Below are 15,682 nucleotides of genomic sequence, written 5' to 3' on the forward strand. Positions count from 1 at the left end.
TCATGAGTCAGGCCTGTTTCGCTTTTAACGATCTGCTGAGCCGTGTCGCAAACTCTATCAACCGACGACTCTGCTCACTGTTTAGGTATCCTGTTTTGTAGCTGACGCGCATATAAAGGAAAGGTAGAATAACTCAATGCCAACCGCCTCTAGTATTGTCAGCGTTGGGGTTTTCTTTTTTTAGCGTTGATTGCAGAAAATTCTTCGCTGCTGCATGCTCGCATTTCTCCTCTCTGCCTCCCTGCTTTTCACCGCACCTACCGACTGGCGCACACCCTTCGAGAAAGGCAACGGCAATACCACCGCCACCCACACCGAGTGCATCGACTACTACAAACGGCTCGACGCGGCCTACCCCGAAATCACCTTGCGTGAGGCCGGCACCACCGATATTGGGCAGCCTTTGCACGAGGTAGTCGTGTCGCTGGATGGTGACGCGGACCCGGCTTCGGTGCGGGCCAAAAACCGGCGCGTGGTCTTTATCCAAAACGGCATTCACCCCGGCGAGCCCGAAGGCATCGACGCCAGCATGATGCTCGTGCGCGACTACGTGCAGAAGAAGGAGCTGAGGCGCCAACTTGAAAATGTAACATTAGTACTTATTCCCATTTACAATGTAGATGGCGCCCTGAACCGCAACAGCACTACGCGCGCCAACCAAAATGGCCCCCAGGAATATGGCTTCCGCGGCAACGCCCGCAACCTCGATCTGAACCGCGACTACATCAAGCAGGACTCGCGAAATGCCCGCAGCTTTGCCCAGCTTTTCCAGCGCTGGCAACCGGAAGTATTTGTTGATACGCACACCTCAAATGGTGCTGATTATCAGTACACGATGACCCTGATCGATACCCAGCGCGACAAGCTGCATCCGGCCATGAGCCAGTACATGCAGCAGCGGCTACTGCCGGCTTTGTACGCGGGTATGGAAAAGAAGAAATGGCCCCTCACGCCCTACGTCGACTTTGAGGGCCGCACGCCCGAAAGCGGCCTACGCGGCTTCCTGGAAACGCCGCGCTACTCCACCGGCTACACGACATTATTCAATACGCTGGGCTTTGTAACGGAGACGCATATGCTCAAGGAATTTGCCCCCCGCGTGCGCGTCACCTACGATTTTCTGGATCTTCTGATTCGTACGGTGCACCAGGATGCAGCCCAGATTAAGCAGGCCCGCACCACCGCCGATCAGCAAACGCGCACCCAAACCGACTTCCCTCTTACTTGGCAGCTCGACACGATGCAGGTAGATAAGTTCAGCTTCCGGGGCTACGAAGGCCGCACCAAAACCAGCGAAGTAAGCGGGCAGCCGCGCCTGTACTACGACCGCAAAGCGCCTTTTACGCGGCCCGTCAACTACTACCATACCTACCGCCCCACTACCACCGTGCACCGCCCCGTTGCCTACCTTATTCCGCAGGCCTGGGGCGAAGTGCTGGAACGTCTGCGCCTGAGTGGTGTGCAGCTTCAGCGCCTTCGCCGCGACACCACTCTCACAACAGAAGTGTACTACGTGGAAGACTACAAAACCTCGCCGCGGCCCTACGAAGGCCATTACTTGCACTCACAGGTGAAGCTGCGTCCTGAGCAGCAAGCGTTAGCCTTCCGAAAGGGCGATTATGTGGCCGTAGTTGATCAGGCGGCGGCGCGCTACCTTGTCGAAACCCTGGAGCCTCAGGCTACGGACTCATTCTTTAACTGGGGCTTTTTCGACAGCATTCTGCAGCAGAAAGAGCACTTTTCCGACTATGTATTCGAAGACCTAGCCGCCGAGCTACTCCGCCGCGACCCGCAACTGCGCCAGCAGCTCGAAGCCCGCAGGAAAGAAGATCCGACTTTTGCCAAAAGCGCCAGCGCCCAGCTCGACTTCATCTACCGCCGCTCTCCGCATTATGAGAAATCATACCAGCGCTACCCCGTAGCCCGCTGGCTGGGGGGCAAATTGCCGGTAGAATAAGGCATTTATCTCTAATGTGGTATACAATTCCACAATTGTCATGCAGAGGCGAAGCCGAAGCACCTCGCTCGCGGTAGTAGGATTACTAACCTCTCGTCCGCACGCGAGATGCTTCGTCCCTGGCTTGATGCGCCACATGCTCTGCATGAAAATTGTAAATGTTCAACGGAGCTTTCAGTAAAGTTTTAAGCCTTTTACCACCATTCTAATACCCATACATGCCCATCCTTGAAATTGAGAACCTCTCCAAAAACTATGGCAGTACGCAGGCGCTTAAGGGCCTGAACCTCACGGTGGAGGCAGGCAGCGTATACGGGCTGTTGGGGCCGAATGGCAGCGGAAAAACTACCACACTCGGCATTGCGCTGGGGGTGCTGCAACCATCGGGGGGCACCGTACGCTGGTTTGGGGGGCAAATTTCAAGTGCCAGCAAGCGTCGGGTGGGGGCTTTGCTGGAAACTCCCAACTTTTTCCCTTACCTCTCCGCCCGCCAAAACCTCCAGATTGCCGCCGAGGTGAAGGGTGCCGACCCCGCCACCATCGCGGAAGCGCTAGAAATAACGGGCCTGGCGGCCCGCCAGCACGATGCGTTTCGGGGCTTCTCCCTGGGCATGAAACAACGGCTGGCGCTGGCTTCTACCCTACTGGGTCGCCCGGAGGTTCTGGTGCTGGATGAGCCCACCAATGGCCTTGACCCTCAGGGCATTGCCGAAGTGCGTGCTTTGGTGTTGCGCTTAGCGGCCGAAGGAAAGACGATCATTCTGGCCAGTCATCTGCTTGATGAGATTGAGAAGGTTTGTACCCACGTGGCCGTGCTTCAGCGTGGCGAGCTGCGGGCAGCGGGGCCCGTCAGCGACATACTGGCCGTTGCCGACCGAGTTGTGTTGCGTCTGGCGCCAAATGCTGCGCCGGCGGCGCTACTGGAGGCGCTGGGGGGCTTTTCCTGGGTCACCGATGTACGGCCCGAGCCGGGCGGCGCGTTCAGCGCAGTGCTGGGCACTGGCTATCAGCCCGCCGAGCTGAACCAGGCTCTTTTCCTGCAAGGCTTGGTGCTCAATAGTCTGGAAATCAGGCACCGCAGCCTCGAAACGCAGTTTCTGGAGCTCACTAAATAGCGCCTATCCTCCTTATTTCTTTCTCAACAGCCTCATTTTCTTACTATTGCCCCATGCTCGTACGTACTGAACTCCGCAAGCTCCTGCCCTACCGCACGGTCTGGATTGTGCTGGCGCTCTTTGTAGGTCTGCTGGCTTTCTTCGTGTCGGTGGGCGGCAACATAACCATCAATGGCCAGACCGTAGGCAACACCCTGTATGCATTTCCGGGCTTGTGGACCAAGCTGGCATACGTCGCCAGCTATTTTCATCTGCTGCTGGGCATTCTGCTCGTCATTCTCATCACCGACGAATTCCAGTTTCGCACCTTCCGCCAACAGCTCATCGATGGCTTATCGCCGGCCGGACTGATTCAGGGAAAACTGGCTGTATCGGGCCTGCTTACGCTGTTTGGGATGCTTGTAGTGCTGTTGGTCGGGCTTTACTTCGGGCTTACGCATGCCGGCGAGTCCAGTACTTCCCCCGCAGAAGGCCTGTTCGACGCCCTGCTTCGCTACGGCGTGCAGGCCCTGGGCTACCTCAGTCTGGCTGCCCTGTTTGGCTTCCTGATTCGCAAGAGCGGACCAGCCATTCTGCTTTTCCTGCTGTATTCCTGGGTAATTGAGCCCCTGCTGCGGCTTCCCGTCGACGACCAGATTGACCGCTATTTCCCCACCAAAGTATTTTCCAGCCTCACGCCCAACCCGTCGCAGGCCATCCTCGAAACCATGACCGGCCCCACCAGCGCCCTCACCGCCACCCAAGCTCTCCCGCTGACGCTGGCTTACGCTGGTGTATTCTGGCTGCTGAGCTACCTACTGGTGCGCTATCGGGACTTGTAGATTTTGCTCATTAAGACTCCTGGCGGGGGAGTGAGGCCCCCGCCGCACCTTCCACTTCCGCTTCAGGTATGGCTACTAGTTCTATAGGCTCAGATTAGCATAAAAAAGCCCCCCAGATATTTTCTGGGGGGCTTTTTTATACCTTCTAAACATTATACTCAGTAACCGCACCTTCCGCTCTCGCTCCAGGTACGGCGTAGGCCGAGCGTGAGGCTCCCCCTCTTTTTGGGAGAGGGGGTCGGGGGGTGAGGACACTCGTCTGGGGGGCTTTTTTAATGCTGACTATTGAAACCGTACGACTAAGGCTGCTTTTCCTCCGTCAGCGAATTAGCATAATTCACGATGAAGGCCAACTCGCGGGCAATAGTGAAGTTCAGGTTGTTCTGCTTCGCGTACTTCTCGATCTGCCGGGCCTGCTGCGGGAAGGCGGCCAACAGATCCTTCTTCGGATTGCGCAGCGGAATAATATTGCCTGTTGGTGTACCCAGGTAGAAATTGTCCTTTATCTCCGAGTACGAGCCCGCATAGCGCGAAGGCCCAGCCGGATACCCACCAAAGCCGCCCCCATAACCATAAGGACCAGCGGCATACACAGGCCGCTCGATAAGAGCTTCGCGGCGCAGCAACACTGTGGGCCCGCTGCTCAGCTGCTCAAAAAACGCCGGCGATTTGTAGTCGCTGTAATCGTTGTCGCGGTTCCAGCGGTAGGTCCGGAATACGCGAACCAGGCTCGTATCGGGCCGCTCCCGACGCTTGGGCAAGGGCCCGTTGAAGAACGCGGGACTACCGTAGTAGTAGCCCCGGCGCGCATCATAAAAGTCGTCGTAGTAATAAGCGTCGCGGCGCCGGTCAAACTGCTCGCCTTTCACCGCAAAGCTCTGCACCGCCACCGCCGAAAGCGTATTTATGGTATTATTGGGCATGGTCATGCGCACCACGTCCTCGTTGCGGTGCAGCACAAGCGGCCCTTCCAGCGTATCGCCGTTGGCCAGCAGAATGGTGCTGCCCGCAAACTCCTGCACGAAATTGCTGCGCTGCGCCAGGGCAGCCGAAGTCGGAAGCAAGCTAAGCACCAGGGCGGCCGCGCCGGCACTCAAAACGGAACGCAGGATTTTCATAGCCAGAGTAATATAGCCAAAAAACGCGTTTTTCGGCCTTCAGGCTATAATTCTTTTTCGGCTTCTACCGTCGTTTTACCGGGGTGCGGCTTACTCAGAATCATATGACCGAGCTTATCGCGCTTAGTAGTCAAATAACTCTGGTTGTGTTGGTTGGGTTCAATTTCGATGGCTACGGTTTCTACAATTTCCAGTCCGTATCCCATCAGGCCGGTACGCTTGCGCGGGTTATTAGTCAGCAGGCGCATCTTGCTGATTCCCAGGTCACGCAGAATGGAGGCGCCTACGCCGTAGTCGCGCTCATCCATGCCAAAACCCAGTTCCACGTTGGCTTCCACCGTATCGCGCCCCTGCTCCTGTAGCTTGTAGGCGCGCAGTTTATTGAGCAGCCCAATTCCACGACCTTCCTGATTCATATACACTACTACGCCACGGCCGGCCTTGTCGATCTGCTCCATGGCGTGGTGCAATTGAGGGCCACAGTCGCAGCGGCACGAGCCGAAAATATCGCCGGTTACGCAGGAAGAATGCACCCGTACCAGCGGTGGCTCCGCGCCGGCTAAGTCGCCTTTTACCAAAGCCAGGTGATGAGCCCCGTTGGAGCGCTGAGTAAAGGCATACAGGTCGAAATCGCCCCACTGAGTGGGTAATTTGACGGTGATATCGCGGGTAATCAGGCTTTCCTTGGCCAATCGATACTTGATCAGATCCTGCACCGAAATCAGCTTCAGATCCCAGCGCCGAGCCACTTCCTCCAAATCGGGCAGACGGGCCATTTCGCCATCTTCCTTCAGAATCTCCACCAGCACCCCAGCCGGCTCAAACCCCGCCAGACGCGCTAAGTCTACCGCCGCCTCCGTGTGTCCGGCGCGGCGCAATACGCCTTCTTTGCGGGCCTTAAGCGGAAAAATATGCCCCGGCTTACCTAGCTCTTCCGGCTTGGTAGTGGGGTCAATCAGGGCCAGAATGGTCTTGGAGCGGTCAGAAGCGGAAATACCCGTCGTGACGCCGTGGGTGAGCAAGTCAACCGATACGGTAAAAGGCGTAGCGTGCAGGGCCGTATTGCGCCCGACCATCAGCTCCAGACCCAGCTCCTCGCAGCGGTCTTCGGTAAGGGGCGCGCACACCAGGCCGCGGCCGTGGGTGGCCATAAAATTTACGATTTCGGGCGTGGCGCAGCGGGCAGCACAGATAAAGTCGCCTTCGTTTTCGCGGTCTTCGTCGTCGACCACGATAACTACTTTGCCGGCGCGGATATCGGCAATGGCGTCTTCTATTGAATTAAGCATGAACGTAGGTGATGCAGTTTAAAGGATGTTGCGGCGGTCGGCTTTTCAGAGAAACCATCGGCAAAGCTGGTGTAATAACCGCCAACGGCAGCACGAAGTTACGGGGCTTGAAGTTATGGGGCTCCGGGAGGAAATGGGCGAACGAGCAACGCTCCTCCTGGGTAAGGAGGAAAGCTGCGCGTTCACTCACTTATGCTGGTTTATTCTTTTGCCAGCTCAGTGGCACGCTGTTGCGCTGCCTTTATGCCATCCACCAGCGTTTCGGCCAGGTGGCCCGCCCGGAACGTGCGCAGCGCCGCCTCCGTAGTCCCGCCTTTGGAGGCCACGTTGGCAATAAGCTGGTCGATGCTTTGGTCGGAGTTGTTCAGCAAATGAAAGGCCCCCAGCATGGTCTGCTTCACCAGCAGCCCCGCCACCGATTCTGAGAAACCCATTTCCTGCCCGGCCCGCATCATGGCCTGCACGATATAGTAGAAGTAGGCTGGCCCGCTGCCACTCACGGCCGTAACGGCATCGAGCAAGCTCTCATCTTCCATAAAAATAGAGCGACCCGTGGCGTTGAGCAGGTTTTCGACCTGATGCAACCGGCTGCGGCTTACCTCGGCAGAGGCCGAAAACCCCGTAATTCCCATTCCCAGCAAGGCCGGCGTATTGGGCATGGCTCGCAGCACCTGCCGGTGATTCAGCTCCCGCTGCAAGCGCGCAATCGGGATGCCGGCCATGATGGATACTACCACCTGCTCGGGTTGCAGCACCTGACGCAGCCCATCGGCTACCCGACCAAAATCCTGGGGCTTCACCGCTACCATTACCACATCGTAGCTGCCCACTTCGGCCGACAGCAAGGCAGTTGGCATCCCCAGTTGGGTGGCATTCAGGCGCGCGCAATGCGCGTCGTCGCGGCCCAGCAGGAGCATATCGGTGCGGGCCACGAGGTTGTATTGCAGAAACGCTTTTGCAAAAGCCTGCCCCATGTTGCCGCAGCCCAGAATGGCAATGCGTAAGTTCGTGTTCATGAGGTTGAAGTGATTAGAAGCTTATTCTGGCGTCATGCCAATCAGCAACTTTGCCGGCAGTCCCCGTTGCTGTTACAACTAAATTCAGGAATGCGATGTGCTTATCCTAGCGCTTTTCCAACAGGCGCTCCAATCGGCTGGTAGCCGTGGCCCAGTTATAGTTGTCGCGCACGAACTCCAGGCCCCGTTGAGCCAATACTTTTGCCCGTTCGGTCTTCGTGAGCAGGTCGCTGATGTGCGCGGCCAGCTCCGCCGCCGTTTGACCAACCAGCAAATGCTCTCCTACCGTACCGCGTAAGGCATTGTTTGCCAGCGGCGTAGTCACGCAGGGCAAGCGCATGGCCATAGCTTCGAGCAGTTTGTTTTGCAGGCCCGTGCCCACGCGCATGGGCGCCACAAAAACGCCGGCCGCCGCATACGCCTCCCGAATGTCGGAGAGCCAGCCGCTGACCGTAACGGCCAGTGAGGCCAGTGCCTGCACCCGCGCCGCTGGGGTGGTGCCCGCAATCAGCAGGCGAGCTTTCGGGTGGCTTTGGCGAACGAGGGGCAGAATTTCCTCGGCCAAAAACACGGCAGCATCCACGTTCGGATGGTAGTTCATGTTGCCGCAAAACAGAATCTCGTATTCTTTTTTGCTTTGCACGGGCCGAAAATAGCTGGTATCGATTCCGTTCAGCACCACCTCAATCTCGGCCCGCCGTGGGTGGTCGATGAGTTGGCGGTCTTGGTCGGAAATGATGGTGTGATGGCGAAACCACTCAAACGCCGCCGCCTCGTAGGTACGCAAGCGCTGGGCTTCAAGCTGAAACACCGGCCGCTGCCACTGGGGGGCTTTTTCGGCCCGGCGCAGCATACCAGCCGAAAACACATCCATATAATCGAGGGTGCAGGGCAGGCGCTGCGTGTGGGGGCGCAGGTATTCGGCCATACGTATCAGCTGGCAGTAGGCGTGGTCGGGCTGAAACTGGGTGATTAGCTGATTGAGGTGGCGCTGGGCGGCAGCATTGTGAAAGTAGCCCACCTGCAATGGCAGCCCACTGGCCAGGGCGCGGGTCATGTTCAGACCGATGCGAGGCCGGCGCAGGTGGTGAACGTGCAGCCCACCGGCGCAAAGCGGCGTTACGGCTGCCAGCGCCGACGCCGATGCGGGCTCATCGGTGAGGGCAAACAGGCAAATCTCATGGCGCTGAGCCAGGTAGCGGAGCTGGTGGAAGGCACGCAGCTTGTCGCCCTTGTCAAGCGGGTAGGGAAACCGGGACAGCAGGACGAGCAGCTTCATGGGGGGCAAATTTAGACGCCGGAGGCAGCCAAGCTGCGATACAAGTCTACAAAGTGGTTTACTACCTGAAGATTATCATACGTGCTCAGGATGGTTTGGCGGGCGGCCTGCCCAATTTTGACCTGATTCAGCTCGCCCTTGTAATAGCTCTCGATACGGTTGATCCACTCGCTGGGCTCATCACAGAGCACAATATCGTGGTCGTTGCGCACGCTGATACCTTCAGAACCCAGGCCGGTACTGATTATACACTTCGCCAACGCCATGCCCTCAATAATCTTGATGCGCATGCCGCCGCCGCTCAGCAAGGGCACAATCATGATTTCGTAGCGCTGCATAAACTCCGCTGCCGACTCCACAAAGCCATGCACAAACACGTTGCCGCCCTTTAGCCGCATGATGCGCTCGGGTGTATCCTTGCCGGCAATATGTAGCTCCAGCTCCGGCATTCGCTCGTGCACGTAGGGCCACACATTGGTCAGAAACCAGTCGAACCCTTCCAGATTGGGCAGCCAGTTCAGCGAGCCAATCATAAACAGGGTTTTGGGTTTGGGCTGAATCGCGGAATCAATCTGAAACCGACTCAAATCTACGCCGGCCGGCACGAACACAACCGGCTCAGGGCAGCCCATGGCCCGGAGGCGGCGCTGGTCAGGAGCCGTAATAGCGGCCACGGCATTAAAGCGCGGCAGATACTTTTCCTCGAAGCGCTTCAGCCCATTGGCCAAATGGTGCAGATACACGGCTTTAATAGGATTGCGCTCCCGCTCAGCCAGCATCTTCCAGATGGTATGCTCCACATTATGAGCGCGTAGCACCACCGGCAGGTTGGGGGCTTCGGCCCGGATAACATCCACGTACCAGGCTACAAAAGTGCCTTCTACCTGCACCACGTCGAAGCGTTCTGTGCGGAGCAGCTGTGTTAGCTCCGCTACCATCTGCTGGCTTACAAAGCGCTCCACATTGTAAGGCAGGTTGCCCAGAAATAGGTTTTTCAGCGCTTTCACGGGGTTCAGACGCGTATCAACGGGTACTGTGAGCAGGCGCACGCGGGGCAGGTGGCTTAATACTTCCGCAGACTGTTGGTGCTTAGGCGTGTTGGCGGCCAGCACCGTTACCTGATGTCCGGCCCGGGCCAGGCCAGCAGCTACGTCGTACATGGCAATAGCGCCTCCATCATGAGGCGGAAACGGCACGCGCGGACAAAGCTGCAGGATATGCACAGGAAGTATTATGAAAATTATATATTAATCAGAAGTCGCAAAGCTACAAAGAACCCACAGGCGGCCAAGCTGGCAGGTGGCTTAGGCCCGAAACAGGCGAATAAGCTCGTACACCTGCTCATCTGTACCCAAAACCAGCAGCACATCACCCAGCGTGGGCACGATGTCGGGGTTGGGGCTTACTTCCATCTTGTCATTGCGGTGTTTGAGCCCGATAACCGTAGCACCCGTCTGGGCAAAAATGTCCAGCTCTCGGATGCTACGGGCGTGCCATTCTGGCTTAAGGTCTTCCAGACGCAGCTCTTCCAAACGCAGCTTATTAGGCCCCAAGCCCGAAATCATGTCCAGAAACCGAATGACTTCGGGGCGAATCACAAGATTGGCCATATGCGAGCCCCCTATCTCATCAGGCATGACGACCGAGTTGGCGCCGGCGCGCAACAGCTTCCGCTCACTGGTTTTGGCACTGGCCCGGGCAATAATGCGAATGTTTGGGTTCAGTTCACGGGCCGTAAGAGCCACAAATACATTATCGGTGTCTTTGGGAAGGGCCGTAATGAGAGCCCGAGCGCGGTCTACGCCAGCGGCGCGGAGCGTATTGTCGTCGGTAGCGTCGCCTAAGACGGATAGCAGGGTTGTTTTGCTAATTTCGGCAGCCGTTTTAAGTAGCACTTCATCGAGCTCAATTATAACTACTTGCGTACCGCTGGCCCTCAACTCATCATATGCCTTGCTCCCATTGCGGCCGAATCCACACACAATTACATGGCCTTCTAAATGACTAATCTCCTGGTCGGAACGAAACATAGCAAAGGCATTGAGCAACCCACCCTCGAAAATGTAGGTGGTGAGCACCGACAAAAGGTAGGCAACAACCAGCAGGTTGAAGAATATGTAAATCGAAACAAATAGCCGCCCGGCCGATGACAAGGGATGCACTTCGCCATAACCAACCGTTGATACGGTGATCATCGTCATATAGAGGGCATCGAGCAAGCTATACCCCTCGATGGCAATGAAGCCGATAATGCCGGTACCCAAGCTGATAACTGTCAGCAGCAAGGCGAACAGTAATCGGTTCAGGTTAAGACGCTTCCACATGCACAATAATAAGTCCGCAAAGCTACACAGAACGCCCCGCCGACCAAGTGCTTCCGATGCCCTTCGGTAGTTGTTCGTAATTGGGCTTCTCCAGTATCGACCTACGCGGAGAGTGTATGTATGCTTTCGTTCCAGCAGATGACTTACAGCAAGAATAAAACTGGTAGCTTTCTATTTTTGAGTGTGGCTTTAATGAGTTTGCAACTATTGTTAAATTGAGACGCTGGGTATAACTAGCATTACGTTAAGCGAATTTTCCGCGAATAAACAAGGGAAGTAAGGCGAGCACTCTTCTTCGTTAAATTCAAGGACGAGAAGGTAGAAAAAGGAGAAGGCCTGTCCTTTTTTGGTTGGTAAATTGTGAATGGCTAAGTCATTTTTCACTACTACCAGCCCTATGTGGACGCCTTCTAGCCAGACGGCGATAGGACAAGACTAATGATACTTACTATTCAATCCATTTAACTAGGTGTACGGCTTCTTATTTTATACCAGCTACCAGGCGGCTATCCGCTCGAATAGTTGGGCGGGTGTTCCCGCACTAGGAGGCTGCAGTCCCGTGGCCACGTGCGTCTTTATGAATGCGCTTTCCGTGACGTTCGTACTGGAGCGCCTCCTAGATTGGGATGCCAGTCCCTGGTTCCGACCGGAATATAAATGGCTCTTTTCAGCGGTTATAGTTCTGGGCACGATAGCCTATTACCTGCTGAATAAGAGGTATGAAAAGATCCTTGCTAAGTATGACCGGTTTCCAGTTAGTAGGCGGATCCCAGCAGTACTCGTCTTTCTGGTTTATTACGCCCTGACCGTCTGGCTGCTGTTTATAGCTGCTTTTTATAGAAACCATGATTGGATTTTTAGATAGGTTAGAATCAAGCGTCAATTATGGCTAACCTTCTAAACACCCTTAAGGTCGTATAAGGTCTGTGGCTGTTGCAAAAGTCAACTTCCTGAGAGTGTGCGGGGTTGGTAGCGTATGCTCGGCTTTCACCCCATTCGGACTTCGCTGATGAAGTTGGTGCCCGCGCGCCATTTCTACCAGCAACTGCTGCGGACCGTCGATTTCAGCTTCGTGCGGCCCCTGTTCGCCCCTTTTTACAGCACGGGCGGGCGGCCCTCGCTCGATCCCGTGGTGTTCGTCAAGCTGCTGCTGGTCGGGCACTTAGAAAATATCACCTCGGATCGGAAGCTCCTGGAGCTGGCCCAACTGCATCTAGGCATCCGCGCTTTTTTGGGCTATGACCTGGCGCAGCCGCTGCCCTGGCATAGCACCGTCTCGCGGACCCGGCAACGCCTGCCCGTATCGGTTTTCGAAGCCTGCTTTACCCACATTGTCGGTTTGTGTATTCAGCAGGGCCTGGTCAGTGGCCATACCCAAGTCATGGACTCGGCCTACATCAAAGCCAATGCCTCGATGAGCCGCCTCCAGCCCAAGCGTTCCCGCGGGGCGGCCCAGGCGGGCCCCACCAGGGATGATGAGGGCCAAGCGCCGCGCATCACGGCGACGCCCGACCGGTTAAAGCATATCCAGCGCTTCCACGCCGCGATCCTCAAAGCCGCGCCCAACAAACCGGGGCGACTCGTCAGCAATCTCACGCACTACAGCCCTTCTGATCCCGAGGCACGGATTGCTTTCAAGTCGGGTAAACCCCGCATCTTAGCCTATACGGCGAGTGTGAGCGTCGATACGGCGCAGCATGTCATCACCCACATCCATGCCGACCTAGCCGACTGGCGCGACAGCCGCTATCTGCTCGCCATGGTCGACGCGACCCAGCAGCGGTTGAACACCCTTGGGAGGGGAATGACCATTGTTGTGGCCGATGCCGGCTATTGCTCGGGGGAGAACTACGAGCAGTTGGAGGTGCGGGGCCTGACGGGCTACATTCCGGCCCATGGCGGGTATAAAAGCGAGCACGCGGGCTTTACCTACGATGCCGCTACAGACAGCTATACCTGCCGTCAGGGCAAACAACTACCGTTTAATAAGATCTTTGTCGATCCGCAGGGTAACCCGAAGAAACGTTACATGGCCCAGGCCAGGGAGTGCAAGATCTGTCCGGTAGCCGAGCAGTGCAAGGGCAAAAAGGCCAAGGAGAAGCGGCTGCATCATACGCCCTACAAAGCCCACTACGAGCGCATGTTGGAACGCCTAGCCACTCGAGTCGGCAAAGGCATGCGGCGGCTTCGCTCCGCGACCGTCGAACCGGTCCTGGGTAGCTTGATCACTTACTATGGCCTGCGCCACCTCAGCAAGAAAGGCCAAGCCGGGGCCGCGAAAGTCATGTATCTGGCCGCCATGGCCTATAACCTGAAGAAGTGTCTGCGCTCTAGCTCCTGCCAGCCCGGCGGGTGGGGAATCGCGCTCCCAGCACCTGCGCCCTTTCGTTGGCTCCTGCTCTACTTTTGCAACAGCCACGGCCATTATGATAAATAAATGACTCAGAAGGAGAATGTCATTAGTAACGGTAATACTCCAGAGCCCGCGCTGCATCAGCAAAAACTCGATAAACCTTGTAAACTACTCGCCTACCCGCTGCGCGGAATGACCGTGCCCAGCATGCCGCCCAGCTGGTTGTCCATCTGCTTGAGTAGCTTGATAGCGTGCAGGGTTTCCATCAGGTCAGCTTCGTTCATGGGCTGGCGCAGGGCGTCGAGGCGGGTGGCCAGTTCGCGCTGCACGGTGCATTTGTTGAGGCGCAGCACAGCGTTGTCGCAGGCTTGCTGAAGCAAGTCAATTTCGCGGGGCACGTAAATTTGGTGGGTGGTCCAGTTGGGGCTCAGCTCGTACTTTTCAGTAGCTAAGTCACTCACCAGTTGGCGAATATCGCCGCGACCGTGCTGAATGAGGGTGCGTACGTCGGGCCAGCGACCCTGCTCCATCTCGGTACGGCACAGGTGCAGCAAATCGGCGTAGATCGGCGTGAGGAACACGTTTTCTTCCAGCTGCCCAAACAGGTATTGGGCCACGCTTACCTCATTGGCCAACTGCTGCGGCGCATACAGCAGAATCAGGCGCACAATTTCCCGCTCGCAGGCTTGCAGCACGTCGGGCACGGGCTCCAGCTCCTCGGCCGGGCCTCCATCCAGCGTCTGGGGGGCAAATGCGTCGGGCGGGGCGCCGTACATGGCTGCCTCGGCTTCCTCCTCCAGCGAGAGTGGGCGAAAGCTAGTCGGTGCCGACTGGTTTCGGGGTGCCGAGGAAGTAGCCGGCGCCGCAGTTGCCGCGCCCGCACCTTGGGGGCCATTTTTGCCCACCGCGCCTTTCACCAGCTTGTTGTACTCCGTGATAAGCACCTGCTCATCAATGCCAAACGTGCCTGAGGTCTGCTGCAAGAACACCTGCCGCTTAATCGGGTCGGGCACTTTGGCAATGCTCTGGAGCACGTCGCGGATGGCTTCGGCTTTCTTCACCGGGTCCTGGGCAGCTTCGCGGGCTACGAGATCGGTTTTGAAGCTGATGAAGTCCTTGCTGTGGTTTTCGAGGTGCTCGCGGAAGCGCTGGTCGCCTACTTTGCGGATGTAGCTGTCGGGGTCGTCGCCGTCGGGGAAGAGCACCACGCGCACGTTCAGGCCGCCTTCCAGAATCAGGTCGATGCCGCGTAAGGACGCCCGGATGCCGGCCGCGTCGCCGTCGTAGAGCACCGTTACGTTATCGGTGTAGCGGGCAATAAGGCGTATCTGGCTCTCGGTGAGCGAGGTACCCGATGAGGCCACCACGTTCTTGATGCCGCCCTGGTGCAGACTGAGCACATCAAGGTAGCCTTCCACCAGATAGCACGTTTCCTCGGCCCGAATAGCCTGCCGCGCCTGGTACATGCCGTACAGCACATCCGACTTATGGTAAATATCCGACTCGGGCGAGTTTAAATACTTGGCCGTCTTGTCGTTGGCCTTGAGCGTGCGCGCTCCGAAGCCAATGGTGCGGCCCGCTACATTATGAATCGGGAACATGACGCGGCCCCGAAACCGGTCGTAGCGCCGGCCGGTGTCCTGGCCCTGCTCGCCCTCTTTTTTGACGGCGAGGCCCGTTTTTTCCAGATACTTCCGCTCAAAGCCGGCTTTTTCGGCCGCTTTCAGCAAGTCGTCCCACAAATCAAGGGAGTAGCCCAGCTCGAAGGTCTGAATGGTCTGCTGGTTCAGGCCACGCTGGCGCAAATAGCTCAGCCCGATGCTCTGGCCCTCCTCCGACTCCAGCAGGAGCTTATGGTAGTGGTCTTTGGCCCAGTTGGAAATGATGTATTGGGAGTCTTTTTCGTTCTGAACAAGCTGCTGCTCCGGTGTTTTCTCTTCCTCCTGAATCTCAATCCCATACTTTTTCGCCAGATACTTGAGGGCCTCCACGTAGCTGCTGCCCTCAATATCCATGATGAACTGCACCACGCCGCCGGCCTTGCCGCAGCCGAAGCACTTGTAGAGCCCCTTGGCCGGCGCCACCGAAAACGAGGGCGACTTTTCGTTATGAAACGGACAGCAGGCCCACATATTCTGGCCCTTGCGCTTAAGGCTCACAAAGTCGCCGACCACCTCCACGATGTCGGCTATATGCAGAATTTGATCAATCGTTTCTTTGGGAATGCGAGCCATGAAGGCAAAGATACTACTGCTCCGTTCCGGAAGTAATACGCTGCGCCGGCTTGGGCTCTCACCCGGCAATCATAGCTGCCGCCAGCCGCCGTTTCACCCTTGGCCAGAGTCTGTTAAGTATAGATTTGCCCCCCAGAAAGTTTGCTTACTTTTAAAGGAGCTTTGGAGGTTAAAGC

The 15,682-nt window shown here is 56.9% G+C and carries 12 protein-coding genes; 5 read left to right on the top strand and 7 right to left on the bottom strand.

Translation table 11 applies throughout. The features are described 5' to 3' along the window. The first annotated feature begins 214 nt into the window (after positions 1-214). The 3 genes from IEW06_RS08555 to IEW06_RS08565 all read left to right on the top strand — a co-directional run bounded on the left by IEW06_RS08555 (position 215) and on the right by IEW06_RS08565 (position 3,893). The gene (locus IEW06_RS08555) at positions 215-1,957 is read left to right on the top strand and encodes a M14 family metallopeptidase (RefSeq protein WP_187732162.1); all 1,743 of its coding nucleotides are present in this window, start codon (positions 215-217) and stop codon (positions 1,955-1,957) included. Positions 1,958-2,175: 218 nt separating this feature from the next. Continuing rightward, on the top strand, positions 2,176-3,072 hold the full coding sequence (locus IEW06_RS08560; RefSeq protein WP_188548057.1) for an ABC transporter ATP-binding protein: 897 nt from the start codon (positions 2,176-2,178) through the stop codon (positions 3,070-3,072). Positions 3,073-3,125: 53 nt separating this feature from the next. Beyond that, the gene (locus tag IEW06_RS08565) at positions 3,126-3,893 is read left to right on the top strand and encodes an ABC transporter permease (protein ID WP_188548058.1); all 768 of its coding nucleotides are present in this window, start codon (positions 3,126-3,128) and stop codon (positions 3,891-3,893) included. Between the two features lie 299 nt (positions 3,894-4,192). On the opposite strand, the gene IEW06_RS08570 is transcribed toward IEW06_RS08565, so the two are convergent. The 6 genes from IEW06_RS08570 to IEW06_RS08595 form a co-directional block, all read right to left on the bottom strand. After that, on the bottom strand, positions 4,193-5,011 hold the full coding sequence (locus IEW06_RS08570) for a hypothetical protein (protein WP_187732165.1): 819 nt from the start codon (positions 5,009-5,011) through the stop codon (positions 4,193-4,195). 44 nt (positions 5,012-5,055) lie between these two features. Next, a complete protein-coding gene (locus IEW06_RS08575; RefSeq protein WP_187732166.1) occupies positions 5,056-6,300 on the bottom strand; it encodes a bifunctional 3,4-dihydroxy-2-butanone-4-phosphate synthase/GTP cyclohydrolase II in 1,245 nt (414 codons plus the stop codon). 200 nt (positions 6,301-6,500) lie between these two features. Further along, positions 6,501-7,316 (bottom strand): pyrroline-5-carboxylate reductase, encoded by an 816-nt coding sequence (proC, locus tag IEW06_RS08580; protein WP_187732167.1) that lies wholly within the window; start codon positions 7,314-7,316, stop codon positions 6,501-6,503. Positions 7,317-7,422: 106 nt separating this feature from the next. Continuing rightward, positions 7,423-8,595, bottom strand: a complete 1,173-nt coding sequence (locus tag IEW06_RS08585) for a glycosyltransferase (RefSeq protein ID WP_188548060.1) — start codon at positions 8,593-8,595, stop codon at positions 7,423-7,425. An 11-nt stretch (positions 8,596-8,606) separates the two neighbouring features. Beyond that, positions 8,607-9,818: a glycosyltransferase family 4 protein gene (locus IEW06_RS08590; protein ID WP_188548063.1), complete on the bottom strand. Its 1,212-nt coding sequence runs from the start codon at positions 9,816-9,818 to the stop codon at positions 8,607-8,609. Between the two features lie 81 nt (positions 9,819-9,899). Next, positions 9,900-10,919, bottom strand: a complete 1,020-nt coding sequence (locus IEW06_RS08595; protein ID WP_223284560.1) for a potassium channel family protein — start codon at positions 10,917-10,919, stop codon at positions 9,900-9,902. Positions 10,920-11,388: 469 nt separating this feature from the next. On the opposite strand from IEW06_RS08595, the gene bfi1 reads away from it, so the two are divergent. Together bfi1 and IEW06_RS08600 are read left to right on the top strand one after the other, a co-directional pair. After that, a complete protein-coding gene (gene bfi1, locus IEW06_RS21095) occupies positions 11,389-11,784 on the top strand; it encodes a Bfi1 family immunity protein (RefSeq protein WP_505693274.1) in 396 nt (131 codons plus the stop codon). Between the two features lie 111 nt (positions 11,785-11,895). Then, complete coding sequence (locus IEW06_RS08600; protein WP_187732172.1) at positions 11,896-13,356, top strand: IS1182 family transposase; 1,461 nt, start codon at positions 11,896-11,898, stop codon at positions 13,354-13,356. 92 nt (positions 13,357-13,448) lie between these two features. On the opposite strand, the gene dnaG is transcribed toward IEW06_RS08600, so the two are convergent. Then, complete coding sequence (gene dnaG / locus IEW06_RS08605) at positions 13,449-15,506, bottom strand: DNA primase (protein ID WP_187732173.1); 2,058 nt, start codon at positions 15,504-15,506, stop codon at positions 13,449-13,451. Positions 15,507-15,682: the final 176 nt, after the last annotated feature.

The sequence above is a fragment of the Hymenobacter qilianensis genome (assembly GCF_014638675.1).
Lineage (GTDB): Bacteria > Bacteroidota > Bacteroidia > Cytophagales > Hymenobacteraceae > Hymenobacter > Hymenobacter qilianensis.

What these genes read in the sequence shown, in the direction of transcription:
- IEW06_RS08555 (WP_187732162.1), top strand. Translation starts at nt 215, where the DNA reads ATGCTCGCATTTCTCCTCTCTGCCTCCCTGCTTTTCACCGCACCTACC.
- IEW06_RS08600 (WP_187732172.1), top strand. Translation starts at nt 11,896, where the DNA reads ATGCTCGGCTTTCACCCCATTCGGACTTCGCTGATGAAGTTGGTGCCC.
- dnaG (WP_187732173.1), bottom strand. Translation starts at nt 15,506, where the DNA reads ATGGCTCGCATTCCCAAAGAAACGATTGATCAAATTCTGCATATAGCC.
- IEW06_RS08595 (WP_223284560.1), bottom strand. Translation starts at nt 10,919, where the DNA reads ATGTGGAAGCGTCTTAACCTGAACCGATTACTGTTCGCCTTGCTGCTG.
- IEW06_RS08570 (WP_187732165.1), bottom strand. Translation starts at nt 5,011, where the DNA reads ATGAAAATCCTGCGTTCCGTTTTGAGTGCCGGCGCGGCCGCCCTGGTG.
- IEW06_RS08585 (WP_188548060.1), bottom strand. Translation starts at nt 8,595, where the DNA reads ATGAAGCTGCTCGTCCTGCTGTCCCGGTTTCCCTACCCGCTTGACAAG.
- IEW06_RS08565 (WP_188548058.1), top strand. Translation starts at nt 3,126, where the DNA reads ATGCTCGTACGTACTGAACTCCGCAAGCTCCTGCCCTACCGCACGGTC.
- proC (WP_187732167.1), bottom strand. Translation starts at nt 7,316, where the DNA reads ATGAACACGAACTTACGCATTGCCATTCTGGGCTGCGGCAACATGGGG.
- IEW06_RS08575 (WP_187732166.1), bottom strand. Translation starts at nt 6,300, where the DNA reads ATGCTTAATTCAATAGAAGACGCCATTGCCGATATCCGCGCCGGCAAA.
- IEW06_RS08560 (WP_188548057.1), top strand. Translation starts at nt 2,176, where the DNA reads ATGCCCATCCTTGAAATTGAGAACCTCTCCAAAAACTATGGCAGTACG.